The organism is Celeribacter halophilus (assembly GCF_900114135.1).
In the GTDB taxonomy this organism is placed as follows: domain Bacteria; phylum Pseudomonadota; class Alphaproteobacteria; order Rhodobacterales; family Rhodobacteraceae; genus Celeribacter; species Celeribacter halophilus.
In genome coordinates this window covers 46,807-71,912 of sequence record NZ_FORY01000003.1, presented here as the reverse complement: position 1 = coordinate 71,912, position 25,106 = coordinate 46,807, and the positions used below count along the sequence as shown (strand labels likewise).

Below are 25,106 nucleotides of genomic sequence, written 5' to 3'. Positions count from 1 at the left end.
CGTCAGTCGCGGGCCTTTCGAGCGACTCGCAGGACATCTTGGGACAAAACCCGTGTCGTGGTCAAAAGATCTTGCTGCGACATCCAGTCCACATCCGCCGCGTCATCGGCGGCGACCGGCTCGCCTGAGACATAATGACAGAGGACTGCCATCAGCAGGAAATGATGCGTAACCTCCTCGCCCTCGCGCAGGATCAGTTCAACATGATCAATCACCGCGCCCGCCGTGGCCTGCACTCCGGTCTCCTCGGCCAGTTCGCGCACGGCGGCCTCGGCCAGTGTTTCGCCCAGTTCCACATGTCCGCCCGGAAAGCCCCAAGTACCGCGCGCGGGTGCTTTGCCGCGTTCGACCATGAGGAATTTCCCGTCGTGCTCGCATACAGCAAGCACGGCCAGCTTGGGCCTGCGGATCATTCCGCCGCGTTCCTTTGCGCGGCTTTTTCCAGCATCGGCTTGAGATAGCGGCCCGTGTGCGAGGCGGGGACTTCGGCCACCTCTTCGGGGGTGCCACACGCCACGATCTGACCGCCACCGTCACCGCCTTCGGGACCGATGTCGATGATGTGGTCGGCGGTTTTGATCACGTCGAGATTGTGTTCGATCACGATCATCGAATTGCCCTGATCTACAAGCTCGTGCAGCACTTCGAGCAGCTTTTTCACATCCTCGAAATGCAGCCCCGTGGTCGGCTCGTCCAGAATGTAAAGCGTGCGCCCTGTAGAGCGTTTGGCCAGTTCTTTCGAGAGCTTCACCCGCTGCGCCTCGCCACCCGAAAGCGTCGTGGCCTGTTGGCCGACCTTGATATAGCCAAGCCCTACACGCATCAGCGCATCCATCTTTTCACGGATGCTCGGCACCGCCTTGAAAAACTCCTGCGCGTCCTCAACCGTCATATCAAGAACGTCGGCTATGCTTTTGCCTTTAAACTGAATTTCCAGAGTTTCACGGTTGTAGCGCTTGCCCTTACAGGTCTCGCATTCGACATAGACATCGGGCAGAAAGTGCATCTCGATCTTGATCACGCCGTCACCCTGACAGGCCTCGCAACGTCCGCCTTTGACGTTGAAAGAGAACCGCCCCGGCTTGTAACCGCGCGCCTTGGATTCCGGCAGTCCGGCAAACCATTCGCGGATCGGCGTAAAGGCCCCTGTGTAGGTCGCGGGGTTGGAACGCGGGGTGCGCCCGATGGGACGTTGGTCGATGTCGATCACCTTGTCGAGATGCTCGAACCCCTTGATGGTTTCGCAAGGTGCTGGGGTCGCCCGCGCCCCGTTCAACCGGCTTGCCGCGGTCTTATAAAGCGTCTCGATGGTGAGCGTGGATTTCCCCCCGCCGGAGACACCGGAGACACAGATGAACTTGCCCAGCGGGAAGTCGGCGGTGACCTCCTTGAGGTTATTGCCCGAGGCCTTCACCACGGTGAGTTTCTTGCCGTTGCCTTTGCGCCGCTCGCTCGGCACCGGAATTTCGCGGGAGCCAGACAGGTATTGGCCGGTGAGCGAAGCCGCGTCGCGTTCGATCTCTTCCGGCGTGCCTCTGGCCACCACAGCGCCGCCATGCACCCCCGCGCCAGGCCCCATGTCAAAGACATAGTCCGCCTCGCGGATCATGTCCTCGTCATGCTCAACCACAATCACCGTGTTGCCTTGGTCGCGCAGGTTCTTGAGCGTGCCGATCAGCCGGTCGTTGTCGCGTTGGTGCAGACCGATGGAAGGCTCATCGAGCACATAGAGGACGCCCTGAAGGCCGGAGCCGATTTGCGAGGCCAGACGGATCCGCTGGCTCTCCCCGCCCGAAAGCGTGCCCGCATTTCGGCTCATGGTCAGATATTCCAGCCCCACGTTGTTCAGAAAGCCAAGACGTTCGCGGATTTCCTTCACGATGGCGCGGGCGATTTCCTGTTTCTGGGGGGAGAGGCTGTCCATCACCCCGTCGACCCACTGGAAGGACTCCTTGATGGACTTCTGGACCACCTGCCCGATGTGCAGCAATCCGCCCTCGGCAGAGCCGATCTTCACCGCCAGAGCCTCTTCGCGCAGGCGGTAACCGTGGCAATGTCCGCAGGGGCGGTTGTTCTGATAGCGCTCGAATTCTTCGCGCACCCAGTTGCTGTCCGTTTCGCGGTAGCGACGCTCCATATTGGGGATCACCCCTTCGAAGCTGCGCGTCACCTCATAGACCCGTCCGCCGTCGTCATAGCGGAACTTGATCTCCTCGTCGCCAGAGCCATAGAGGAACATCTGCTGCACCTTGGCGGGGAGTTTCTTCCACGGGGTAGAGGGTTTGAACCCGTAATGTTTCGCCAGCGCCTCAATGGTTTGCAGGAAATAGGGCGTCTTGCCCTTGCGCCACGGCGCGATGGCCCCGTCCGCCACTTTCAGCGTCGCATCGGGCACCACGAGGCGTTCGTCGAAAAACAGCTCGACCCCCAGCCCGTCACAATGCGGACAGGCCCCGAAAGGCGCGTTAAAGGAAAAGAGCCGCGGCTCGATCTCAGGAATGGTAAAGCCGGAGGCGGGACAGGCGAAATTCTCGGAGAATGTGATACGCTCCGGCGCGGTATCGTCGCGCGGCACGGTTTCCAGAATGGCAATCCCGTCGGCCAGATCAAGCGCGGTGCGCAAGCTGTCCGCCAGCCGTGTTTCCAAGCCCTCACGCACCACAATCCGGTCCACAACCACGTCGATATTATGTCGGAATTTCTTGTCCAGCGTGGGTGGTTCATCGAGGTCATAGAACTCCCCGTCAACCTTCACCCGCTGGAACCCCTGCTTGCGCAGGTCGAGAAATTCCTTGCGATATTCGCCTTTGCGATCACGCACGATGGGGGCCAGAAGATAGGCGCGTGTGCCCTCCTCCATCCGCATGGTGATGTCCACCATATCCTGCACCTGCTGCGCCTCGATCGGCTCTCCGGTGGCGGGGCTGTAGGGGGTCCCCGCACGCGCGAACAGCAGGCGCAGGTAGTCGTAAATCTCTGTGACCGTGCCCACGGTGGAGCGCGGGTTTTTAGAGGTGGTCTTTTGTTCGATGGAAATGGCGGGCGAGAGGCCGGAGATGTGATCCACATCCGGCTTGCCCATCATGTCGAGGAACTGGCGCGCATAGGCTGACAGGCTTTCCACATAGCGGCGCTGTCCCTCGGCATAGATCGTATCAAAGGCCAGAGAGGACTTGCCCGAACCGGACAGCCCTGTGATCACCACAAGCTCGTCACGCGGAATATCCACGTCCACGTTTTTGAGATTATGCTCGCGCGCGCCGCGCACTTCGATCGATTTCAACTCGGCCATGGCCCCACCTGCTCATCGTGTCTGCTTCCTATCTAGTGGAGCTTCGGAGGTCTTCCAACAAGAAAGTGAGAACATAGCGGGAACACACCGCTTGCCTGTCGCTTTTTTCACAATGAAGCACGCCACCGCGCACCCTGCCCGCTCTGGGTGATATCATCACAGACGCCCGAACGCCGCAGGTCTAGAAGAAGGCCAAGTATAAATGACTGCAAAAGGTAGATTGAAATGTTTGGATTGTTTGGTGGCGGTGCTCCGAAAATCTCCGTGGAAGAAGTGAAAGACGGGATGTCGAAGGGCACTGTGGTGCTGGTAGACCTGCGCGACCAGATGGAGCTGCATATGTCCGGCACTGCCAAAGGCGCGCTGCATGTGCCGTTTCAGGAGCTCAAGGTGAAATGCGATCCGAACTCTCCCGCCTGTCTGCCGGAATTCAAAGACACCGCCACCACGAAAGTGCTTTATTGCGCCTCGGGCGCGCGTTCGTCAGGCGGGGTGCGGTTGTTGAAGTCCTTGGGGCACAAGGATGTGCAAAATCTCGGCGGTTTACACGACTGGATTTCCGGCGGAGGCGAGGTGCGCAACGTCTGAGACCGGCGAGACAAAGAAAAAGCGGCCCCGCAAGGCCGCTTCTGTCATTCTGCCACTTCGGTCACAGTGCCTTCGAGCTTCGCACCGTCCGAACCCGTGGACGTATTGGCGGAGGCCTCGTCCGGCCCCATGTAGAGCGCACGACGCGCCGTGATCCGCGCGGCGATAAAGCGCATGAATTCGGTGACACGCGGCACATGGCGCAGGTCGGGATGGGTCAGCACCCAGATCGGAACGTGATCCGACAGGGGCAGCCCCGGCACACGCACAAGCCCCGGATCGCAAGAGCCCAGAAGATGCGAAGACCGCACCATACCCATGCCCTGACGCGCCAGAGACATGGCCGAAACCATATCATCGGTCTTGATCGCGGCTCGCACCGGCGGCAGGTCCGAAAACAGCCCTGCAGGGGTCGCGGCAAACCATGTGGAAAAGGCGATATAGGGTAGCGCATTGTCCGTGTCGCGCCCTTCGATCACATCGAGGTAGCGTTCGACAAATTCCGGCGAGGCAAACCAGCCCGCCCGCTGTGGCGTCACCATCCGACCCCAGAGACTTTCCTCCGGCGACTGAGTGACACGAAGGGCCACATCCGCCTCGCGCCTGTGCAGGTTCAAAATCTCCGTCGCCCCCAGAAGGTGCACGTCGATCCCCGGATGCAGGGCTTTGAATTCCTTGATGTCTTCGGCAAAATGATCCTCCGCCATCAATGGCGGAATGGTCACTTTCAGCTCGCCTTCCTCGGTCTCGTCGCGTGCCGCCAAAGCCATGTCGAGCGCCACCATACGGGCTTCGACTTCTTCAGCATGGGCAATCGCCACCTGACCGGCTTCCGTCGGTTGAAGCCCCGAAGCAAGGCGGGTGAAAAAACGAACACCGGCGGCATCTTCGGCCTTGGCCAACTGCCGCGATACGGTCGCGTGATTCACGCCAAGCACACGCGCCGCGCCCGAAAGCCCGCCTTCGCGTGCAACTGCGAGAATATAGCGAAGAGAATCCCAATCTGTCATGCGCGTCAGAATACATGACCTACATTTATGCACAAGAGGGGCGCAATTTTATATCACCCATCACGCATGATGATGACTGGCCGGAAATCCCCTCTCCGGCCAGCCATCTGATCGCTCAAATATGCAGCGCGCGCCCGTAAGCGGCGAGCACGGATTCGTGCATCATTTCCGACATGGTCGGGTGCGGGAAGACCGTGTTCATCAGTTCTTCTTCCGTGGTCTCAAGCGTGCGCCCGATCACATAGCCCTGAATCATCTCCGTCACTTCCGCGCCCACCATATGCGCGCCCAGAAGTTCGCCGGTCTTGGCATCAAAGATGGTTTTCACCAAACCCTCGGCCTCGCCCATCGCGACGGCTTTGCCGTTGCCGATAAAGGGGAATTTTCCGACCTTGATCTCGTAGCCCGCCTCTTTCGCCTTGTCTTCGGTCAGACCGACAGAGGCGACCTGCGGATGGCAATAGGTGCAGCCCGCGATGGAATTGGGTTTGATCGGATGGGGTTTCTGACCTGCAATCAACTCGGCGACCATGACACCTTCGTGCGACGCCTTGTGGGCCAGCCAAGGTGCGCCCGCGATGTCGCCAATGGCAAAGATGCCCTCGACGCCGGTGCGGCAGTATTCATCCGTCACGACATGAGTGCGGTCGATTTTCACGCCCATTTCCTCAAGGCCGATGCCTTCGACATTGCCGACGATGCCGACCGCGGAAATCACAGTGTCGAACTCTTCGGTCGTGACCTTGCCGCCCGCTTCGAAATGCGCCGTGACCTTGCCTTTCGCGCGGTCGAGCTTCTTCACCGTGGTCTTTTGCAGGATTTTCATGCCCTGCTTTTCGAACTGCTTCTTGGCGAAGGCGGAAATGTCCTTGTCCTCGACAGGTAGCACACGGTCCATCACTTCGACCACGGTCGTATCTGCACCCAAGGTGTTGTAGAAGCTGGCAAATTCAATGCCAATCGCGCCGGATCCGATGACCAGAAGTTTCTTCGGCATCCGCGACGGCACGAGCGCGTGGCGGTAGGTCCAGACCAAATCGCCATCGGCCTCCAGCCCCGGCAATTCGCGGGCACGCGCGCCGGTGGCGACGATGATGTTCTTGGCGGTGAGCGTCTCTTCGCCCTTCTCCGTTTTGACCACGACCTTGCCTTTGGCGGCGATCTTCGCCTCGCCCATGATTGCGGTCACTTTGTTCTTTTTGAACAGACCTTTGATCCCGCCGTTCATCTGCGCCGCGACCCCGCGCGAGCGTTTGACGATGGCATCAAGATCAAAGGACGCCCCCTCGACCGACAGGCCGAATTCCTTGGCGCGGTGCATCTGGTGGTAGATCTCCGCCGAGCGCAGCAACGCCTTCGTCGGAATACAGCCCCAGTTCAGGCAAATCCCGCCAAGGTTCTCGCGCTCAACACAGGCTACTTTCAGCCCAAGTTGCGCCGCACGAATGGCGGCCACATACCCGCCCGGGCCAGCGCCGATCACGACGAGATCGAAAGATGTGTCAGACATGGAGGGTCCTCCCGAAACCAAAATTTAGAGCGTCTCGCGCAAAGCCTGTCTCACAGGTTTCCGGGAAACGCAGAGCAACGTAGTCATCTCGCTGCCTTCCCCGATCAACCTGTCGCCAGGTCAATCGCAAAAGACGTTAGTTTGACACTAAACTATCCGGGAAATCGGAGCAATGAAGCTCTGCGCATTGTGAATGAAAGGCTGCCTCCCGCCCAACGCATAGCTTGGGCAGGAAATGCATATCACATTATTTCTACTTTTATGCCAGCGACTTAGGCCGCAACAAGTTGAAGCTCACGCAGAAGAGTCGCATAGCCGCCATCCTTCAGGAACTGCGCTTCGCTCTGTGTTGTCACACGGTTGAGCGCCGCATTGCGATAGGGAAAGCGCCCGAAGAGGCGAATGACTTCGCGATGCGCCTGCGCGTGCAGCAGACTGTTTTCCGCGCCTTTCATCCGCTCGCACATCAGACGCACACAGCGTTCCTGATCCGAGAGGTTCTCGCTATGCATCATCGGCAGATAGAAGAACTGACGCGCAGGGGCATCAATCCGCAGATCCCACCCCTTGTCCACCGCCGCTTTCGCAGCCGCCAAAGCCACATGATCGGAAGTAAAGGCCTCGGCCTCGCCACGGAACATATTACGCGACATCTGGTCGTTGAGAATGATATAGGCCAGCGCGCCCGACGGGTAAGTCAGCCAGAGCGAATAAGCCCCCCGCTGCGCCTTTTGCCATGTCGGAAGAAAAGCATCACGAATACGCTGGTCCAGCGCCTCATCCGCCACATACCATTGGGAGGGCTCCAGCTCATCAAGCCAGAATGCCAGAATGTCCTCGGGGGTCTTCTCGACAGCTTGATTCATCTGCTCTTGCGCCATCTCTCATGCTCCTTTTGGCGGCGGTCTTTACAGAAGCGTTACAAAAGCCACAAGACCACGCAAGGAAATTATTTGGGACGCAGGGTCACTTTTCTGATTGTTGCCGGTTTGCCGCATCTTCCGAGATATCACCGCACGTATCAATCGCTTCTTCCGTGGCCTTGCGCTGCGCCTCGGCAGCCGCCTCGTCCAGCGCATCCTGCACGGCTTCTGCTTCGGCCTCAGCTTCGGCTTCGGCCTCTGCCTCTTCGGCCATCTCGATCGCCATCTCCTGCGCCACCTCGGCCACAACCGGCGTGGTCGACGGCAGAACCGCAACATAGGCGGAAGTGTCATCCACATGGAGAGGCGCACGCCGCGTCATCCGCCACAAGGCATAAACCGCCACACCGCCCATCAGAAAGACCTGAAAGACCCAATAGCCATAAGGCCCGATCAGCCCCATGAGGTAACCGGCGATCAGCGGTCCGCCCACGGCCCCGACCCCGTTGATAAAGATCAGCCCTCCCGAGGAGGCAGCCATATCTTCGGGTTCGAGATAGTCATTGGTGTGCGCAATCAGCAGGGAATAGAGCGGGCTCGCCATGCCGCCTGCGACAAAGCCCACCATCAGCACCAGCGTATAGCTTTGCGCGAACAGGGCTCCGGCGACACAGGCCACGCTGCCCACCGCAGCCACACCGCAAATCACAATGCGTCGGTCGGTGCGGTCGGACATCCAGCCAATCGGCACCTGACAGACCAGAGCGCCGATATAGATCGCGGCCACAAAGGCGGAAATCTGTCCCAGCGAGAACCCCGCCAGCCCGCCATAGACCGCCGCCATCGCCATTTGCGAGGCAAAGACACCGCCCAGAAGAAACATACCAACGCAGCCCAAGGGCGAGATTTCGAACAGGGCCTTGAGGCTCAGCGGCTTCGATGTCTCGAAGGCGGGTGTAGGCGAGATCGACAGAAGGATCGGCGCGAAGGAAATCGACACGAGCACCGAAGGGATGATGAAGAGGACAAAGCCCGACGGATCACCTTGCGACAGGATCCACTGGGAAATGATGATGCCGAGCGTCTGCACCAACATATATGCCGACAGGAGCTTGCCGCGCTGGTCGTTGGTGGTCGAATTGTTGAGCCAGCTTTCCGCCGTCACGTAAACGCCGGAAAAACAGAATCCCAAAGCGACACGCAGCCCTGTCCAGACCCACGGATCGGCCACAACGGGGAAGAGGATGAGGGCGGCCGAGATAAACGAGGCAAATGCCGCAAAGACCCGCACATGGCCCACCCGCCGGATCAGACGTGGCGTGGCCTGTGACCCGCCCAGAAACCCCACGAAATAGCCGGACATAACGATAGATATTTCAAGGGTCGAAAACCCTTCGGCCACACCGCGCACACCCAGAAGCGTGCCCTGCAAACCGTTGCCGATCATCAGGAAAAGAATACCGAGAAGCAACGGCGCGGAGGAGGTGAGCACTTTATTCATGGCGGTGACCCTATGGGGATTCGGGCGCGCTTGGAAACCGGATGTTGCCAGTGCCGCGAAAAACCTCCGGGCGCGCCGTGTTACGCCTCGTGCGGCAACAGAAGCGACGCATCCCCGTAGGAGAAAAAGCGATAGCTTTCCGCGACCGCGTGATCATAAACCTCCCGCATCCGCTCACGCCCCATGAGTGCGGAGACCAACATCAGGAGCGTGCTTTTGGGCAGGTGGAAATTGGTCATCAGCGCATCCGCCATCCGGAACGCATAGCCCGGTTTGATGAAAATGTCGGTCTCGCCCAGAAACGGTGCGATCTCGCCCTTGGTGGGGGCCGCGCTTTCGATCAGGCGTAGCGCCGTGGTGCCCACAGGGATCACCCGCCCGCCACACGCCTTTGTCGCGTTGATCTCGCGTGCCGCCCCTTCCGAGACCTCGCCCCATTCCGAATGCATCTTATGCTGGGAGACATCATCGACCTTCACCGGCAAAAACGTCCCTGCCCCCACATGCAGCGTCACATAGGTGAACTCGACACCTTTCTCTTGCAGGGCTTTCAACAAAGGCTCGTCAAAATGAAGCGAAGCGGTCGGCGCCGCCACGGCTCCCATGTTGCGCGCCCAGACGGTTTGATAATCTTCCTTATCCTGCGCATCGGCCTTGCGCTTGGCTTCGATATAGGGCGGCAAGGGCATGGACCCCGCCTCTGCCAGCGCCTTGTCGAAATCCTCGCCCGTGAGGTTGAAGGCCACCACTGCCTCGCCGTCTTCCTTGGCAATCAAAGTGGCGGAGAGATCGTCGGAAAAGCGCACCACCTCGCCTTCCTTGATCTTTTTCAGCGGCTTGATCAACGCCCGCCAGACCATCCTGTCATGGCCCGCCTCGGCTTGCGGCTCCAGAAGCGTGACCTCAATCTTCGCCTCCTGATAGCCCTGCGCCGTGTCGCGCCCGCGTTTGCCGGAAAGCCGCGCGGGCAGCACTTTCGTATCATTGAGCACCAGACGGTCCCCTGGTTGGAACCACTCCAGAAGATCGGTCACATACCCATCGACCATCCGCGTGGGCGTGGCCACCAGAAGCCTTGCCGAAGACCGCGGCTTGGCAGGACGTGTGGCGATCAGCGCCTCGGGCAGGTCGAAATCGAAATCGGACAGTTTCATGAGAGCCTCAGCTTATTGGGTCGCCCATATGCGGGCACCGTTTTATTGATCACCTGCGGGTTTCTTGCGGAAAATATCCCGCAACGCGCCCGGCGTGAAAAGAGAGAGCGGGTTTACACCCACGGACGGGTCTTTGGCATCGCCCTTGAGCGTATAGGTGAAGCCGAAAAGCCCCTCGCCCTTGCGCGCCACAACCTGCCCCAAAGCATTGACGAAATAGATCGGGGAGACCACGCCCTGCATATCCAAAGTCCCTGCGACGCTGTCATAGAGCCCTTCCATGGTGATGCCAAGAGACGGGCCTTCGGCAGAGCCGGCCTTGACCGTCAGACGTCCGGGTTTGAGGACAAAGTCGCTCTGGGCATGGGTGAACAAAAGACCACCCCCGCCGGTCATCTGTTCGATCATCCCGACCACAGAAATCGCCGACAAAAGCTCCGCCAGAGAGGGCGCGGATTGCACGCGGATATCCTCGATGGTCACGCGCCCGTCAAAACTGTCCTCCTCGGGCAAGGCGGTCAGGCTGAGATTCAGCACCCCGCCGGAGGCGCGCTCCAGAACACCCGTGGCGGTCACCACCGCCCCCGCATCCTGCGAACTGGCGGTGATCGTCGGCCCGTAGACACCGGGGCGCAGCGTGCCGGTCATCTCGGCGGTGCCGTTGAGCCGCCCGCGAAACGAGCCTGTCACCCCGTCTGCACGCGTGGCCAGCTTTGCGGAAAACCCGTCGAGGCTCAGCCCCTCGGAAATCACCAATCGATCCAGTTGCGCTTCGATCGGCACTGATTTCGCCCCCTGACTGGACCCCGCACCGCCAAATTGCGCACGCGACAGATCAAGCGTTCCGCCGCCGATCTCCACCTTCACAGGGTTGCCCGCGCCTTGTCCTACGACCGCCAAAGGCCCGTCGAACCAGTTGTTCAACCGGACACGTCCGAAGCTCAACCGGTCGAACTGTCCCGCTGGCGTCATGGTCACACGTCCGCCCGACGCCGTCAGCCCCGCGCCTGAGAGCGTAAACTCTGTGATCTCCGGCCTTGGCCCAGCCGTGCCTTTAAGTGTCAGACTGCCGCGCGTCCCCGCCGGTTTGCCATAGCTCACTGGCGCAAACGACAGGCGCAGCCCCGAAAGGTCGGAACTCATCTCAAAAGCGGGGGGCTGCCCCTTGCGCAGCGCCACCGTCAGCGCGGCATCCGTCTCCCCCGATACCATGCCTTTGGGCAGGCTGATGTTAAACGTGTCAAACAGCGCCTGATTGATCCGCGCCTGTCCGATAATGTCGGATTTCCCCTTGTGCTCGGGGCCGAAATTCTTGCGCCACTGGCCGGACATCTGCGCCGTGCCCACCCGCGCGGCGCCTGCAATCGACAGGCCCGACGGGTCCATCGTCAGCGCCAGTTGATCCGCACTCAAGACCTGTCCGGCCATAAGCTGATCGGAGCGGACGTTGCTCAACCGGCCGTGCAGCAGAAAGTTCACATCCTCGAACATCACCTTGGGGACCAGCGGGAAACCGATCTGGCCACGCAATTCCGCCTTCCCCTCGGCCACATCCGCGCCAAAGGTGGAATCGCGCAGCGCATTGAAGGGCGGACCAGCCACCATCGCCAGCCCCGCCTCCACCGTAGAGCGGGTTTTCAGCCCCACCTCGAGACGTGCGGGTTTCACATAGATGTCGGGGATGCGCAGCACCGTGCCCGCCACATCAACCGCGCCGCCGGACGGAGCCTCGATCTGCCCGCCTTCGACCGTCACGGTCATGGCCGAGCCGAAAATCGCGCCATAGCCGTGTCCGCCTTCAAGCTCCGGCAGGGCTTTCATGTAGCGCATATCGAGACCGTCAAAGGCCCAATCCATCGCCAGAACTGGCCGTGCCTGTCCCGGAGCAAAGCGCAGCGCAACGTCGAGGTCGTGATAGGTCGCTTCATGAATATTATCCGCCATCCATGCGCGGGTTTTCTCAATCGCCGCCGGAGGCCAGAGCGCAAGAAGCTCCGAAATGGTCATTTCATCAACAGAGAGATCAAGTGCGGCGGTCCAGCCCTCGGGGCCGGCTTCCGCACGGCCCTTTCCGCGCAGCCACAGATCCCCTTGCGCCAAATCGAACTGGCCGACCTCCAGCGTGAAGGGATTGAGCCGCAGCTTGGCATCAACCGCCGCCTGATCGAATACCAAAGGCGCGTCGAACACGCCCTCCGGCGCAATGCGCAAATCCGACACGTTCCATTGGCCGGTGAAACTCTGCGGCCACGACCCGTCGAAATCGCCCAGCAGAACCTGTCCGCTGCCCGTGACCTCTAGGACATCTGTCGCCAGCCGCAATTCCGGAAAATTGATGCGCTTGTTCGCGGGATCATAGTCAAAATAACCTTTGCCCCCCTCAAAAGCGAGCGGTTCCGCCCCTGCGCCAGCCACGATCTGACCGGGATCGAAGGCCAGAGAGCCGGTATATTCGGTCAACTCTCCATCCGTGCCGAACTCCGCCCGCATCGCGGCCGAGACCGGCGCATCAACCACGGACAAAAAGGACAGGGTCGGGCTTTGCAGGGCGAAATCCTGCGCCGGAGCGCGCTCCATATTCAGGGCAATGGTCGAGGCCAAAGAGCCCTTTTGCGAGGCAAAACCCAACTCGATTTCCGCAAGGTCTTCGGTGCCGTTGAACAGCTCGAAGTTCAATGTAATGTCGATGTTCTCGTCGGTATTGAGCAAGGTGATCGCGGCATCCGTCGCCTGCCAGATCCGGTCGGAACGCGCGTCCTCCAGAGAAACGGTCACCTCCCGCGCCTCGACCCGTGAGATATCAGAGAGGGGATCGGCGGAAAACGCTTGATCAATCGCTTCGAGCACTTCCGCGCCTGAGCCGAACACCCGTTGCGCACCGCCGAAATCCAGCGCGAAAGACCCGTCCTTGCTGCGCCGCACAGTGATTTGGGCCCCGGACAACCGCAGCGTGTCGGGCCGAAGGCGACGGGCCTTGAGCGCCTCTTTCGACAGGACCGCCCGCAATTCGTTGAGAACGGCGATCTCGGCCCCCGTGGCGTCGATCAGCCCGACATTGCGCGCCGTGACTCGGGGCACAAAATGACGATCTACAATGGCGACGATCTGGCCGATGGAGACCTGCGGCCCGTTCAAGTCGCTATTCAGCTTGCCCTCGATCCGGGCGGTGATCGCATCGGGAAAGGTGATCTCGCGCCCCGTGAAGGCCAATACCGCAAGCCCCGCGAACACCGTCAGCACAAGGATGAAGCCAAGCGTCCAGAAGCCGATCACATGATGCGTCGGGCGGCGTTTGCGTTCGGGGAGCGTCTCCACATCCTGCGGCGGCGCATCCTCTTTCATAATGTCTTGGGCGCGGGGCTCCGTCATCTCGGCTGCTCTGTTCGTCACGATCTCGGGTCGGATCGGTTTCATCTTGTCGTAAAGCGGCCTAAAACGAAACCGAAAGCCTCTGCAACGCGTAAACTGCGCGAGCAGCGGATAAAAGCCTGTCGCACCGGACTTGACCACAAGGTGATTGCGAAATGATTAAGGCGTCCATAGGTTACACAGCGTTTCCCGAAAATCCGGTCTCTGGTCTTTCGCGAAACGCTTCATGAGCAGATGAGGGAAACACACATGCTTGAGCTTGGCACCCCCGCCCCCGATTTCACCCTGCCCCGCGATGGCGGATCAGATATCACCCTGTCCGAACTGCGCGGACGGAAAGTGGTCCTGTATTTCTACCCGAAAGACAACACCCCCGGCTGCACCACCGAGGCGCTGGACTTTACCGCGTTGAAGCCGCAATTCGAGGCCGCTGACATCACTGTCTTCGGGATTTCCAAAGATTCCGTGAAGAAACACGAGAATTTCTGCGCCAAGCACGATCTGTCCATCCCACTGCTGTCCGATGAAAACGGCGGTGTTTGCGAAGCTTACGGGGTCTGGGCCGAGAAAAAGATGTATGGCAAGACGTTCTGGGGCATCGTCCGCACCACCTATCTCATTGATGAGGAGGGCAAGGTCGAAAAAGTCTGGCCCAAGGTGAAAGTCGCGGGACATGCCGCAGAGGTGCTTGAGGCCGCGACATCATGAGCCTGACTCTTGCAGAGATGGCCGATGCGGTATTGCGCACTGCGGACGGTCGCGAGAAAACCGCGCTGTCGCATAAATACGCCGCCATGTGGCGCGAGAACCGTGACGCAGGGACGCCGATTGCAATTGGCACAGCCACCCCGCCGATGCAGCCCGCACGCCCCGCGCAACCGGAGCTTTTAAGCCCGCGCGATGTGCCGCGTCGCAAGCCCGGCTCTCCTGAAGGGCGCAAGGCGATCCTGCACGCAATTGCACATATCGAACTCAATGCGGTGGATTTGCATTGGGATCTGGTCGCACGCTTTACACATATCGACATGCCACTCGGTTTTTACGACGACTGGGTCAAATCGGCGGACGAGGAAAGCAAGCATTTCAATCTGGTCTGTGACCGGCTCGAAGCTCTCGACTCTTTCTACGGCGATCTACCGGCCCACGCAGGCATGTGGCGCGCGGCGGAAGATACGGCAGAGGACATCATGGGACGGCTGGCGGTTGTGCCAATGGTGCTGGAGGCACGCGGGCTTGATGTGACGCCGGGCATGATCCGGATTTTCCAGAATGCCAAAGACCCCGAGACGGTGAACGCGCTTGAAGTGATCTACGCCGAAGAGGTCGGCCATGTGGCCTATGGCGCCAAATGGTTCAATTTCCTGTGCGGGCGCGACGGCATTGATCCGAAGGACGAGTTTCACGCCCTCGTTCGGCGTTATTTTCCCGGCGGCACCAAACCGCCCTTCAACGAGGAAAAACGCGCCGAGGCCGGTATGCCGCCGGATTTCTACTGGCCGCTTGCGGATGAACTGCCGCCAGCGTGGAGCTGAGAGCGCCAGCCTCTAAGCCGGATTCTTTTTCGCTCTCTCCATGATAGCCCCCTAGAACACCGCACAGCCACAGGCGGTTTCAAGGGGGCTATTATTTATGCACAGCACCGCCCGCTGCTGCATAGTTTTCAATCAAATCCCTGTGAGCGCTGACAAAAATCTTAGGAAATTGCTGCAGTGCGTCAATGCGTCGCGGTGAGACTCGGCGCGGACAGGCGTAGCCCCTCCTCACAAACTCGTGGTCGGCGTGTCGGCGACCTCAAAAGAGGCGTCGGCACGACCGGAAAAAATAAAGGCACGCACATTGCTTAGACTCAGGACCCTCCTGCTGGCACTTGCCAGCGCATTTGCGCTGTCCGGGTGTCAGTACCATGTACTTTCACCGCAGGGCTGGGTCGGGGATCAACAACGCAACCTGTTGATCATCTCGACCCTTCTTATGCTCATCGTCATCATTCCGGTGTTGATAATGGCCGTGTATTTCCCGCTGAAATACCGCGCCGACCGGGACGATACGTCGGATTATGATCCGACCTTCGAACATTCCAACAAGATCGAAGTCGTCATCTGGGGCGTCCCGATCCTGATCATCATCGCGCTCGGGTATTTCACCTATGTCTATACCCACCGGCTCGACCCCTACGCACCGCTCGATCACCTCGAAGCCGGCGCTCCGGTCGAAGTTCAGGCGGTGTCGCTGGATTGGAAATGGCTGTTCATCTATCCGGAATTCGGCGTGGCCTCGGTCAACGAACTGGCAATCCCCGAAGGACGTCCGGTGAATTTCTCCCTGACCTCTTCGACCGTGATGAACACGCTGTCGATCCCCGCGCTCGGCGGCATGGTCTACTCGATGGCCGGCATGGAGACGAAACTCCACCTGATCGCGGACGAGACCGGCACCTTCCCGGGCCGTTCGGCGCATTACTCCGGTCCGGGGTTCTCGCACATGACCTTCGATACGCTGTCGATGTCCGACGAGGATTTCAACGCATGGATCACGGATGTGAAAGCCAAGGGCGCGACGCTTGACCGGACCAGCTATCTGGAGCTTGAAAAGCCGACCATTGACGAGCCGGTGAGATACTACGGCTCTGTTGAAGACGCACTGTTCCGGCGCATCGTCGAACTGTGTGTCGAAGACGGTAAGGTCTGCATGGGTCACATGATGATGCAGGACGAACTGGGCGGCGGCGGCATCGAGGGCATCCCGAATGCAAGCGCCTACAGCTATGACCGCGCCCGCACCATCGACGGTTTCGGCAACTTGATCGAGCTTCCAGATGTTGAAGTGAAGGCCTTCCACGAAGCCTTCTGGAATGACCCTGACGCAATCTGTAGCCCGGATTTCGTCTTCGCGGAGAAGAAAAACAATGGCTAACGCACATGTTCAACCGGCGGAGACTTTCTCGCCGATCTTCGGGCGTCTGACGCTCGACTGGATTCCCTATCACGAACCCATTCTGGTCGCGACATTTGCGGGTGTCGCCTTGGGAGGGCTCGCGGTTCTGATCCTGATGACCTACTTCAAACTCTGGGGGCCCTTGTGGCGCGACTGGGTTGTGTCGGTCGACCACAAGAAAATCGGCATCATGTATATGGTGCTCGGCTTTGTCATGCTGGTGCGCGGTTTTGCCGATGCACTGATGATGCGCGCCCAACAGGCGATGGCCGCAGGCGGTTCCGAAGGCTGGCTTCCGCCTCACCACTATGATCAGGTCTTCACCGCCCACGGTGTGATCATGATCTTCTTTGTGGCCATGCCTTTCGTCACCGGTGTGATGAACTACGTCATGCCGATGCAGATCGGCGCGCGTGACGTGGCCTTCCCCTTCCTGAACAACTTCTCCTTCTGGATGACCGTATCCGGGGCGTTGCTGGTCAATATCTCGCTTTTCGTCGGGGAATTTGCCCGCGTTGGCTGGCTCGCCTTCCCGCCCTTGTCAGGGTCGAGTTATTCAACCGGACCGGGGATGGATTACTACCTCTGGGCCTTGCAGATCGCAGGCATCGGCACCACGCTGTCGGGTATCAACCTGATCGCCACGGTGCTCAAGATGCGCGCTCCGGGCATGAAGCTCATGGAGATGCCGATCTTCACATGGACCGCGCTGATCACCAACGTCCTGATCGTTGTCGCCTTCCCCGTGCTGACCGCAACTCTCGCGCTTCTGACACTGGACCGTTATGCAGACTTCCACTTCTTCACCAATGACTTTGGTGGGAACGCGATGATGTATATCAACCTGATCTGGATCTGGGGTCACCCTGAAGTCTACATCCTGATCATCCCCTGCTTCGGGATTTTCTCGGAGATCGTCTCGACCTTCTCCGGCAAGCCGATCTTCGGATATAAAACGATGGTCTGGGCCACCGCCTGTATCATGGTCCTGTCCTTCGTCGTCTGGCTGCACCACTTCTTTACCATGGGCTCTGGCGCCAGCGTGAACACCTTCTTCGGGATCACGACGATGATCATCTCCATTCCGACAGGGGTGAAGATCTTCAACTGGCTGTTCACCATGTATAAAGGCCGTGTGCGTCTCGAAGTTCCGATGCTCTGGACCATCGGCTTCCTTGTCACCTTCACCATCGGTGGCATGACCGGTGTGCTTCTGGCTGTGCCGCCTGTGGACTTCCAGTTGCACAACACGCTCTTCCTGATCGCGCACTTCCATAACGTGATCATCGGCGGCGTGGTCTTTGCCGTCTATGCGGCGGTGAGCTACTGGTGGCCGAAAGCCTTCGGCTTCAAAATGTCCGACAAATGGGGCAAGCGCAGCTTCTGGTTCTGGCTGACAGGCTTCTACTTTGCCTTCATGCCGCTCTATGCGCTGGGTCTCATGGGCGTGACACGCCGGATGAACTCCTATCCGGATGCCGGCTGGCAGCCCTATTTCATCGTCGCAGGCTTCGGCGCATTGCTGATCCTGATGGGCATTCTGTGTACCTTCATGAACTTCTACGTCTCGATCCGTGATCGCAACGAAAACCGTGTTGGCAACGACCCGTGGGATGCGCGCACGCTTGAATGGGCCACCCAATCTCCCCCAGCCCCCTACAACTTCCCGTTCGATCTTCAGGTCTCTGGCCGCGAAGCCTTCTGGACGATGAAGCAACAGGGGTTCACATGGCCGAAGGACAACTTCAAGCCGATCCACATGCCGAAGGGCACCGCCACTGGCGTGCTGATCTCGGCGCTGTCTCTGGCCTTCGGCTTTGCCATGGTCTGGTATATCTGGTGGCTGGCGATCATCACCTTCGTCGGCATGATCGGTCTCGGGATTGCCCATACCTTCAACTACAAACGCGATTACTACATCCCTGTGGATGAGGTCGCGGCAACCGAGGCGAAAGGAGCCGCCGTATGAGCCACTCCCCAACCGCAAGCGTGAGCATCGCCCAACACGAGGTGCATCACGAAAGCCCCACGCCCATCGGGTTCTGGATTTACCTGATGAGCGACTGCATCATCTTCGGTGCGCTTTTCGCGACCTATGCCGTCCTTGGCGGCGGGTTCGCGGGCGGGCCGGGGCCGAAGGATCTGTTCGAGCCTGGGTTCGTCGCCATAGAGACGGCTTTGTTGCTGTTCTCCTCGATCACCTTCGGCCTCGCCATGCTCCAGGCCGACAAGGGCAAACGCGACGGCACAATGATGTGGCTCGTCATCACCGGTATCCTTGGTGCGGGTTTTATCGCGATGGAAATCTATGAGTTCCATCACCTCATCCACATCGGCGCAGGGCCGGACCGTTCGGCCTTCCTGTCGTCCTTCTTTGCACTTGTGGGCACCCACGGGCTGCACGTGACGGGCGGGATTATCTGGCTTGTGACGCTTCTGTCGCAAATCAAGATCCACGGGCTGACCGGCGCGAATATGCGTCGCCTCGGTGCTCTGTCGATGTTCTGGCACTTCCTCGATCTGATCTGGATCGGTGTGTTTTCCTTTGTCTATCTGGTGAGGTTGGTCTGATGTCAGCTGATACGCATAACTCCCACGACAGCCACTCCGGCGGTCACGGCACCATGGGTCAACTGATGGTCGGTTTCGCGCTTGCCGCGCTCCTGACCCTCATCCCCTTCTACCTTGTCATGGCCGAAGTCGAGATGAGCCGCCAAACGCTGGTCGCCATCATCATGGGGCTGGGCGCGGTTCAGATCATCGTGCATCTGGTGTTCTTCCTGCACCTGAACACCAAATCCGAAGGTGGCAGCACCTTTATGGCGGCCATTCTGGCGGTGATCATCCTTGTCATCGTTCTGGCCGGTTCGCTTTGGGTCATGCACAACATGAACGAGAACATGATGCCCATGCATGACATGGAGCAGCAGCTCGAACAGATGAGAAGCCTCCAGTCCCAACAGGGCTGAAGCCACTTCCACCACAAGAACAGCCGGGGCCCCTGTGGCCCCGGTTTGCCATTAAGGACCGCAACATGCCCTCTGCCCGTTTCCTCTCCGTCAAACTGATCCTTGCCACGCTGATCGCCGTGATCGGCGTTGTGGGCTTCACCTGCCTCGGCATCTGGCAGGTCAAGCGCCTGCACTGGAAACTCGACCTGATCGAACGGGTGGACACGCGCATCCATGCCGACCCTGTCGCGGCCCCCTCCCCCGCACTCTGGTCGGACATCACCAGCGAAAAAGACGAATACACCCGCGTGCGCCTCACGGGGGAATTTCTCAATGACGACGAGGTGCTGATTTACACCCCTTCGGATTTCGGTCCGGGCTACTGGGTGCTCACACCGCTCAAGCGCGATGACGGCACGATTGTCATGGTGAACCGTGGCGTTGTTCCGCAAGAACAGGCCTTGGCCGGTGACTTCACCCGCATCAGGGGAGAGACCACCGTCACCGGACTTCTGCGCATGTCGGAGAGCGAAGGCTGGCTGTTTTCGCGCAAGAACGATCCCGAGAATGGCAACTGGTATCGCCGCGACATTGCCTCCATTACCCAAGCCAAAGGCTTTGCTCAGGCCGCGCCCTATTTTGTCGATCAGGACGCAATCGACCCGACCGGCTGGCCGCGTGGCGGCAAGACCGTGGTGAGCTTCCGCAACTCCCACCTGAGCTATGCGCTGACATGGTTTGCGCTGGCCTTGGTGATGGTGGCAGGCTACACGCTCGTGCTGCGGCAAGAGATCAAACACCGCCCTTAAACCGCTGCGCCAGCAGGTCGCTCCACCGGTTTGCGAACCGATCATAACGGTTCGCACATCACGACGCCCCACAGCACACCAAGCCCTGCGCCCTGCGCCTCCCCCGCCAGCGGGGCGGCATCCCGTCAGGTCAAAGTTTTGCCGCACACGCCCTTGTCATCTGTGTTCACGGCCCTAGTGTGAGTCCTGCACGATCTCAAACAGGCGCGCGGCACACTCATCATGCTGCTTTTCTGCGCGCCTGAAATTTTTCCTTGCATACCTATATTTTTCTTATAGGAAAATAATTGCTAAAAAGAGCAAACTCCCACTATGGTGGGGGCAGGGAATCAAAATAACCCGTGAATAACCAACAGACGAGGATACATAACTATGAAGAAATATACTTTGACGGCCCTTCTGCTTGCCGCCGCAGGTTTTGCCGGCACGGCTGCGCAAGCGGACAAACTGGACGACATTATCTCTTCGGGCAAGCTGCGCTGCGCGGTTGTTCTCGACTTCCCGCCGATGGGGATGCGTGACGAAAACAACGAGCCGATCGGGTTCGACGTGGATTACTGTAACGATCTGGCCGCCGCACTGGGTGTTGAAGCCGAAATCGTCGAGACCCCCTTCCCCGAGCGTATTCCGGCCCTGATGTCCAACCGTGTTGACGTTGGTGTTGCCTCCACCTCCGACACGCTGGAACGTGCCAAGACCGTGGGTTTCTCCATCCCCTATTTCGCATTTGAAATGGTTGTGACAGCTGCCGAAGGCACAGACATCACCTCCTTTGAATCGATGAAGGGCCACACTGTCGGTGCCGTTGCCGGGACTTACGAGGCGATTGCTCTGGAAGAATATGTGAACGAATGGGGCGATGGCTCCGAGTTCCGCCCCTACCAGACACAGGCCGATGTCTTCCTTGCCCTGGCCCAAGGCCAGCTTGACGCCACCGTGTCCACCTCCACCGTGGCACAGGCCAATGTGAAATCCGGCAATTTCGGCGGTATCGAAGTGGTCGCCAGCGCACCGTTCGACATTGACTATGTCGGTCTGTTCGCCAAGCGTGACGAATACGGGTTCCTGAACTATCTGGACCTCTTCGTGAACCAGCAGATCCGCACAGGCCGTTATGACGAGCTCTATGAAAAATGGGTCGGTGGCGATGTGCCGTCCCTCACAGTGCCGGGCGCATATCGCTGAGCCAGAGATGATCTAAATTGCGGCGCGGGTTTCCCGCGCCGTTTTTCTTCTCTTCAGCAGGGCACACAACAGAAATGTTTGATTATACCTTCCAATGGAAACAGGCCTTGGCCCGTCTTCCCAAGATGCTGGACGGTGCGGTGATCACGATGGAGGTCGCGATTATATCGATGCTCTTGGGCATCCTATTCGCCATCCTCCTGACGATGTTTCGCCAAACCAAGTCCCGCCCCCTCAATGCCATCGCGACCACATGGATCGAGATCGCCCGAAACACCCCCGCATTGTTCCAGATCTACATGGCGCATTTCGGGGTCGCGAGTTTCGGCATCCACTTCTCTCCCTTCACCTCGCTTCTGATCGGCATCACCTTCAACAACGCAGGCTATCTCGCCGAGAATTTCCGTGGCGCGCTCAAGGCCATTCCGGACACGCAGGCGCGTGCGGGGCAATCGCTGGGCATGTCTCCGGTGCAATCCTTCCGCTATATCGTCCTGCCGCAAATGCTGCGGATTTCCTTCCTGCCGATGACCAACCAAATGGTTTGGGCCATCCTGATGACCTCTCTGGGCGTCACCGTGGGCATGAATTCCGACCTTTACGGCGTCACACAGGATTTGAATGCGCTGACCTTCAGAACCTTCGAGCTTTTCGCCATCGCCGGTGTGATCTTCTACATCATCACCAAAGTCATCACCCTGAGCGCACGGCTGATCGCCGCACGCCTGTTCCGGTATTGAGGGAGACACAACATGTTTGATACTGCTCTCTCCGCCAACGATCTGGTGTTTCTCGCCAAGGGCGCGGGCATCACGATTGTGGTGACAGCCATCTCGGTCGTGATCGGCACGATCCTCGGCATCATCTTCGGCGTGATCCGCGTCCAGTTGGGGGCCGTGCTTTCCGCACCGCTCACGCTTTTTCTGGACATCTTCCGCTCCGTACCGCTGCTAATCCAGCTGGTTCTGGCCAATGCCTTTGTCGGCATGGTGCTCCAGCTTCAGCTTTCTGGCTTTTTCGTCGCGTGTATGGTCCTATCGCTCTACACCTCGGCCTATTGCGCCGAGATCGTGCGCGGTGGAATTGACGCGGTGCCAACCGTCACACGCCGCGCGGCCCGGTCGCTCGGCATGTCATGGGGTCAGGACATGCGCTATATCGTGATGCCTCTGGCAACACGGGTAGCCCTGCCCTCGTGGATCGGTCTGGCGCTTGGCGTTATGAAGGACTCCGCGCTCGTCTATGTGGTTCAGGTCACCGAGCTTTTGAAGTCCACACAAATTCTCATCACACGTCTGCAAGAACCTCTGTTCCTGCTGCTGATCTGTGGTGCGTTCTACTTTATCATCAGCTTCCCGCTTGCGCGTTTCGGCGGATATCTCGAAAAAAGGTGGTCCAATGATTGAGATCCAAAATGTCCGTAAATCCTTTGGCCAGCTTGAGGTTCTCAAAGGCATCGACCTGAATGTCGAAAAGGGCGAAGTCGTCACCGTCATCGGCGGCTCGGGGTCAGGGAAATCGACACTTCTGACCTGTATCAACGGGTTGGAGCCGATCGTCTCCGGCAAGATTCTGGTGGATGGCACCGAAGTTCACGCCAAATCCACCGACCTCAACAAGCTGCGTCAGAAAATCGGGATCGTGTTCCAGCAGTTCAACGCCTTCCCGCATCTCACCGTGATGGAAAATGTCACGCTGGCACCACGCAAGGTGTTGGGCATGGGCAAAGCCGAAGCCGAAGCCATCGCGGAAAAGCATCTCAACCACGTCGGGCTTGGCGACAAACTGGGCACCTATCCGACACGGTTGTCCGGAGGCCAGCAGCAACGTATGGCCATCGCCCGCGCTCTGGCGATGTCGCCCGATTACATGCTCTTTGACGAGGTGACCTCCGCGCTCGATCCGCAGCTTGTGGGCGAAGTGCTCGAAACGCTCAAGATGCTGGCCGAAGAGGGGATGACGATGATCCTCGTCACCCACGAGATGAGCTTTGCGCGGGATGTCTCGGACCGTGTGGCCTTTTTCCACAAAGGCATCATGGCAGAGATCGGGACACCAGCAGAGCTGTTCGAAAACCCGCAGCATCCGGAAACCCAGAGTTTTCTGGCCAGCGTGCGCTGAGGCGGATCAACGCCAACAGAAAAAGGCGCGGGAAATGTCCCGCGCCTTTTGCATGTTGTGACACCTTTCGCAAAAGGCTCGAACCTGCACTCAGAGCGCGGCGAGCCCCTGTGCTTCAAACAGATCAAGCTGCGCCAGTTCCGCATCGCTCAACTCGATCCCCTCCCGCAAGGACAGGTCACGCGCCTTGAACCGGCGTTGCGAGGGAAGCCGTGCCCCTTGCGCCCCGATGGCGGTCAGAAGGCGTTCGCCCTCGGCCAGAGGATCGCGCCCGCTGCGCGCCGAGAACGTCGCCGGATCAAGCGCCAGCACAAGCGCCCCGTGACGCGGCAGCAAATGCGTTCCGCCCATGAAGTCGAGCGCTTCCTTGCTCATGAATTCGCCCAGCATGGCCCCTGCGAGCAGTTCCACCATGGTCGAGATGGCCGAGCCCTTGTGCCCGCCAAAGGGCAGCATCGCCCCCGCCAGCGCGGCGTCGGGATCGTTGGTCGGGTTGCCCTCTTTGTCCACGGCCCAGCCGTCGGGAATTTCGGTTCCTGCACGGCGGTGCAATTCGATCTCTCCGCGTGCCGCGACCGATGTGGCAAAGTCGAACACATAGGGATGCTCAGCAGGGCGCGGCCAGCCGAAAGCAATGGGGTTCGTGCCCAACAACGGCTCTTTGCCGCCGGTCGGGGCCACAGACGCATAGCTCGGGCACATAGACAAAGACGCCAGCCCTTCTTTAGCCAACGCCTCCACATCATGCCAGAGCGCCGAGAAATGCAAACAGTCGCGGATCACCAGCGCCGCCAGCCCCGTCTCTTTGGCCCGTGCCACAAGAGCAGCCTTGGCGGCATCAAATGCCGGATTGGAAAAGCCGCCATTGGCGTCCACTTCGATCACGGCCTTGCCCGTATCCACCAGCTCCGGCACGGCTTTCGGCTCGACCTTGCCCGCCGCCAGAACACGCATACAGCCCTCGATCCGGTAAATCCCGTGGGATTTGCAGGCATCGCGCTCACCGGCCACGATCACCGCAGCGACCGCTTCGGCATTGGCCTCGGACATTCCGCATTTTTCAAAAATTGACCGAACACGGGTGTGCAGCGTCTCGACGGAAATGGGCTTTGCCATATGCGAAGTCCTCTTTCTATTGGGATGTTATAGGGGTTATTTGGCGAAATCGGTATAGGTGCAGGCCCAGAACACTTTGGTCTCTGTGTCATCAAGTGCGCGCATACCGTGTTTGATCGTGCTGTCGAAATAAGCGCAATCTCCCGGCTCCAGAATCACCGGCTTATAGTGTTCGACCACAAGTTCGATCCGGCCGGACAGCACATAGAGCGTTTCCTCACCGGTGTGGGATTCAAGATCTTCCGAGCGCAAAGCGTCGCGTTTCTCGACCGTGGTGACCAGCGGGATGATCTTTTTCTCTGCCAGAGCATTGCACAGCACCTCGTATTCGAAATGCTTGGCACGGACCACACGGCCCTGCCCCGCCTTGGTGACGGTCATGCGCGTGGTCTGGTGGGCGTCGTGATCTTCGGAAAAGAGCCGTTCCATACCGATATCATAGGCGCGCGCAATTCTCACAAGATTCTCGTAGCTTGGAGAGACCCGTCCGTTTTCGATCTTGTGGATCGTCGAAAGCGCCACGCCGGATTTCTGGGCCGCAGCTTCCAGCGTCAGACCCGCCGCCTGACGCACCGCCTTCATCCGGCTGCCGAGCTCGGCCCGCAAATGATGGCGCTCTGTCTCCCAGCTTTCCTTGTCGGAAGGTTCGGGAATATTTTCCGTTTTCGACATAATTTTTCTTTTCTTACCAATCATGATTGTT

At 59.3% G+C, this 25,106-nt stretch carries 22 protein-coding genes; 12 read left to right on the top strand and 10 right to left on the bottom strand.

The genetic code is table 11. The features are described from left to right. Positions 1-2 precede the first annotated feature (2 nt). Together BM152_RS03490 and uvrA are read right to left on the bottom strand one after the other, a co-directional pair. The gene (locus tag BM152_RS03490; protein WP_066607503.1) at positions 3-413 is read right to left on the bottom strand and encodes an NUDIX hydrolase; all 411 of its coding nucleotides are present in this window, start codon (positions 411-413) and stop codon (positions 3-5) included. Then, the gene (gene uvrA / locus BM152_RS03485) at positions 410-3,292 is read right to left on the bottom strand and encodes an excinuclease ABC subunit UvrA (RefSeq protein WP_066607500.1); all 2,883 of its coding nucleotides are present in this window, start codon (positions 3,290-3,292) and stop codon (positions 410-412) included. Before uvrA ends, BM152_RS03490 begins: the two co-directional genes overlap by 4 nt. A gap of 225 nt (positions 3,293-3,517) precedes the next feature. Between uvrA and BM152_RS03480 the strand changes: the two genes are divergently transcribed. Next, on the top strand, positions 3,518-3,880 hold the full coding sequence (locus BM152_RS03480) for a rhodanese-like domain-containing protein (RefSeq protein ID WP_066607497.1): 363 nt from the start codon (positions 3,518-3,520) through the stop codon (positions 3,878-3,880). Positions 3,881-3,924: 44 nt separating this feature from the next. On the opposite strand, the gene BM152_RS03475 is transcribed toward BM152_RS03480, so the two are convergent. The 6 genes from BM152_RS03475 to BM152_RS03450 form a co-directional block, all read right to left on the bottom strand. Beyond that, complete coding sequence (locus tag BM152_RS03475; RefSeq protein WP_066607494.1) at positions 3,925-4,890, bottom strand: LysR family transcriptional regulator; 966 nt, start codon at positions 4,888-4,890, stop codon at positions 3,925-3,927. 115 nt (positions 4,891-5,005) lie between these two features. Beyond that, positions 5,006-6,400: a dihydrolipoyl dehydrogenase gene (lpdA, locus tag BM152_RS03470; RefSeq protein ID WP_074913954.1), complete on the bottom strand. Its 1,395-nt coding sequence runs from the start codon at positions 6,398-6,400 to the stop codon at positions 5,006-5,008. 272 nt (positions 6,401-6,672) lie between these two features. Continuing rightward, a complete protein-coding gene (locus BM152_RS03465) occupies positions 6,673-7,281 on the bottom strand; it encodes a DUF924 family protein (RefSeq protein ID WP_082715375.1) in 609 nt (202 codons plus the stop codon). A gap of 85 nt (positions 7,282-7,366) precedes the next feature. After that, on the bottom strand, positions 7,367-8,764 hold the full coding sequence (locus tag BM152_RS03460; RefSeq protein ID WP_082715374.1) for an MFS transporter: 1,398 nt from the start codon (positions 8,762-8,764) through the stop codon (positions 7,367-7,369). Positions 8,765-8,844: 80 nt separating this feature from the next. Next, positions 8,845-9,918 carry a tRNA preQ1(34) S-adenosylmethionine ribosyltransferase-isomerase QueA gene (queA, locus tag BM152_RS03455; protein WP_066603937.1) on the bottom strand — a complete coding sequence of 358 codons (1,074 nt, stop codon included), beginning with the start codon at positions 9,916-9,918 and terminating at the stop codon, positions 8,845-8,847. A gap of 42 nt (positions 9,919-9,960) precedes the next feature. Further along, the gene (locus BM152_RS03450; RefSeq protein WP_158527939.1) at positions 9,961-13,287 is read right to left on the bottom strand and encodes a YhdP family protein; all 3,327 of its coding nucleotides are present in this window, start codon (positions 13,285-13,287) and stop codon (positions 9,961-9,963) included. 249 nt (positions 13,288-13,536) lie between these two features. On the opposite strand from BM152_RS03450, the gene bcp reads away from it, so the two are divergent. The 11 genes from bcp (at position 13,537) to BM152_RS03395 (ending at position 23,287) form a co-directional block, all read left to right on the top strand. Beyond that, positions 13,537-13,995: a thioredoxin-dependent thiol peroxidase gene (gene bcp / locus BM152_RS03445; protein ID WP_066603933.1), complete on the top strand. Its 459-nt coding sequence runs from the start codon at positions 13,537-13,539 to the stop codon at positions 13,993-13,995. Then, positions 13,992-14,819: a ferritin-like domain-containing protein gene (locus BM152_RS03440; RefSeq protein ID WP_066603932.1), complete on the top strand. Its 828-nt coding sequence runs from the start codon at positions 13,992-13,994 to the stop codon at positions 14,817-14,819. The genes bcp and BM152_RS03440 overlap by 4 nt, the downstream gene beginning before the upstream one ends. Before the next feature lie 304 nt (positions 14,820-15,123). Further along, positions 15,124-16,200, top strand: a complete 1,077-nt coding sequence (cyoA, locus tag BM152_RS03435) for a ubiquinol oxidase subunit II (RefSeq protein WP_066603931.1) — start codon at positions 15,124-15,126, stop codon at positions 16,198-16,200. After that, positions 16,193-18,190, top strand: a complete 1,998-nt coding sequence (gene cyoB, locus BM152_RS03430; RefSeq protein ID WP_066603928.1) for a cytochrome o ubiquinol oxidase subunit I — start codon at positions 16,193-16,195, stop codon at positions 18,188-18,190. Before cyoA ends, cyoB begins: the two co-directional genes overlap by 8 nt. Then, entirely contained in the window at positions 18,187-18,792 is a 606-nt protein-coding gene (cyoC, locus tag BM152_RS03425) for a cytochrome o ubiquinol oxidase subunit III (RefSeq protein WP_066603924.1), read from the top strand. Before cyoB ends, cyoC begins: the two co-directional genes overlap by 4 nt. Then, positions 18,792-19,190 carry a cytochrome o ubiquinol oxidase subunit IV gene (gene cyoD / locus BM152_RS03420; RefSeq protein WP_066603922.1) on the top strand — a complete coding sequence of 133 codons (399 nt, stop codon included), beginning with the start codon at positions 18,792-18,794 and terminating at the stop codon, positions 19,188-19,190. Before cyoC ends, cyoD begins: the two co-directional genes overlap by 1 nt. Positions 19,191-19,255: 65 nt before the next feature. After that, a complete protein-coding gene (locus BM152_RS03415; protein ID WP_066603920.1) occupies positions 19,256-19,981 on the top strand; it encodes an SURF1 family protein in 726 nt (241 codons plus the stop codon). 372 nt (positions 19,982-20,353) lie between these two features. Further along, positions 20,354-21,166: an ABC transporter substrate-binding protein gene (locus BM152_RS03410; RefSeq protein ID WP_066603918.1), complete on the top strand. Its 813-nt coding sequence runs from the start codon at positions 20,354-20,356 to the stop codon at positions 21,164-21,166. Between the two features lie 74 nt (positions 21,167-21,240). Further along, positions 21,241-21,906, top strand: coding sequence for an amino acid ABC transporter permease (locus BM152_RS03405; RefSeq protein ID WP_066603915.1), 666 nt, complete (start codon positions 21,241-21,243; stop codon positions 21,904-21,906). Positions 21,907-21,918: 12 nt separating this feature from the next. Further along, positions 21,919-22,572 (top strand): amino acid ABC transporter permease, encoded by a 654-nt coding sequence (locus BM152_RS03400; RefSeq protein WP_066603912.1) that lies wholly within the window; start codon positions 21,919-21,921, stop codon positions 22,570-22,572. Continuing rightward, the gene (locus tag BM152_RS03395; RefSeq protein WP_066603909.1) at positions 22,565-23,287 is read left to right on the top strand and encodes an amino acid ABC transporter ATP-binding protein; all 723 of its coding nucleotides are present in this window, start codon (positions 22,565-22,567) and stop codon (positions 23,285-23,287) included. The genes BM152_RS03400 and BM152_RS03395 overlap by 8 nt, the downstream gene beginning before the upstream one ends. Before the next feature lie 90 nt (positions 23,288-23,377). On the opposite strand, the gene BM152_RS03390 is transcribed toward BM152_RS03395, so the two are convergent. Beyond that, positions 23,378-24,403 carry an Ldh family oxidoreductase gene (locus BM152_RS03390; RefSeq protein WP_066603906.1) on the bottom strand — a complete coding sequence of 342 codons (1,026 nt, stop codon included), beginning with the start codon at positions 24,401-24,403 and terminating at the stop codon, positions 23,378-23,380. A gap of 36 nt (positions 24,404-24,439) precedes the next feature. Continuing rightward, a complete protein-coding gene (locus tag BM152_RS03385) occupies positions 24,440-25,075 on the bottom strand; it encodes a helix-turn-helix domain-containing protein (RefSeq protein WP_066603902.1) in 636 nt (211 codons plus the stop codon). Between the last annotated feature and the right edge of the window lie 31 nt (positions 25,076-25,106).

What these genes read in the sequence shown, in the direction of transcription:
- BM152_RS03460 (WP_082715374.1), bottom strand. Translation starts at nt 8,764, where the DNA reads ATGAATAAAGTGCTCACCTCCTCCGCGCCGTTGCTTCTCGGTATTCTT.
- queA (WP_066603937.1), bottom strand. Translation starts at nt 9,918, where the DNA reads ATGAAACTGTCCGATTTCGATTTCGACCTGCCCGAGGCGCTGATCGCC.
- BM152_RS03395 (WP_066603909.1), top strand. Translation starts at nt 22,565, where the DNA reads ATGATTGAGATCCAAAATGTCCGTAAATCCTTTGGCCAGCTTGAGGTT.
- BM152_RS03465 (WP_082715375.1), bottom strand. Translation starts at nt 7,281, where the DNA reads ATGGCGCAAGAGCAGATGAATCAAGCTGTCGAGAAGACCCCCGAGGAC.
- uvrA (WP_066607500.1), bottom strand. Translation starts at nt 3,292, where the DNA reads ATGGCCGAGTTGAAATCGATCGAAGTGCGCGGCGCGCGCGAGCATAAT.
- BM152_RS03490 (WP_066607503.1), bottom strand. Translation starts at nt 413, where the DNA reads ATGATCCGCAGGCCCAAGCTGGCCGTGCTTGCTGTATGCGAGCACGAC.
- lpdA (WP_074913954.1), bottom strand. Translation starts at nt 6,400, where the DNA reads ATGTCTGACACATCTTTCGATCTCGTCGTGATCGGCGCTGGCCCGGGC.
- cyoB (WP_066603928.1), top strand. Translation starts at nt 16,193, where the DNA reads ATGGCTAACGCACATGTTCAACCGGCGGAGACTTTCTCGCCGATCTTC.
- BM152_RS03480 (WP_066607497.1), top strand. Translation starts at nt 3,518, where the DNA reads ATGTTTGGATTGTTTGGTGGCGGTGCTCCGAAAATCTCCGTGGAAGAA.
- BM152_RS03400 (WP_066603912.1), top strand. Translation starts at nt 21,919, where the DNA reads ATGTTTGATACTGCTCTCTCCGCCAACGATCTGGTGTTTCTCGCCAAG.
- BM152_RS03450 (WP_158527939.1), bottom strand. Translation starts at nt 13,287, where the DNA reads ATGACGGAGCCCCGCGCCCAAGACATTATGAAAGAGGATGCGCCGCCG.
- BM152_RS03440 (WP_066603932.1), top strand. Translation starts at nt 13,992, where the DNA reads ATGAGCCTGACTCTTGCAGAGATGGCCGATGCGGTATTGCGCACTGCG.
- cyoD (WP_066603922.1), top strand. Translation starts at nt 18,792, where the DNA reads ATGTCAGCTGATACGCATAACTCCCACGACAGCCACTCCGGCGGTCAC.
- bcp (WP_066603933.1), top strand. Translation starts at nt 13,537, where the DNA reads ATGCTTGAGCTTGGCACCCCCGCCCCCGATTTCACCCTGCCCCGCGAT.
- cyoC (WP_066603924.1), top strand. Translation starts at nt 18,187, where the DNA reads ATGAGCCACTCCCCAACCGCAAGCGTGAGCATCGCCCAACACGAGGTG.
- BM152_RS03405 (WP_066603915.1), top strand. Translation starts at nt 21,241, where the DNA reads ATGTTTGATTATACCTTCCAATGGAAACAGGCCTTGGCCCGTCTTCCC.
- BM152_RS03415 (WP_066603920.1), top strand. Translation starts at nt 19,256, where the DNA reads ATGCCCTCTGCCCGTTTCCTCTCCGTCAAACTGATCCTTGCCACGCTG.
- BM152_RS03385 (WP_066603902.1), bottom strand. Translation starts at nt 25,075, where the DNA reads ATGTCGAAAACGGAAAATATTCCCGAACCTTCCGACAAGGAAAGCTGG.
- BM152_RS03410 (WP_066603918.1), top strand. Translation starts at nt 20,354, where the DNA reads ATGAAGAAATATACTTTGACGGCCCTTCTGCTTGCCGCCGCAGGTTTT.
- BM152_RS03475 (WP_066607494.1), bottom strand. Translation starts at nt 4,890, where the DNA reads ATGACAGATTGGGATTCTCTTCGCTATATTCTCGCAGTTGCACGCGAA.
- BM152_RS03390 (WP_066603906.1), bottom strand. Translation starts at nt 24,403, where the DNA reads ATGGCAAAGCCCATTTCCGTCGAGACGCTGCACACCCGTGTTCGGTCA.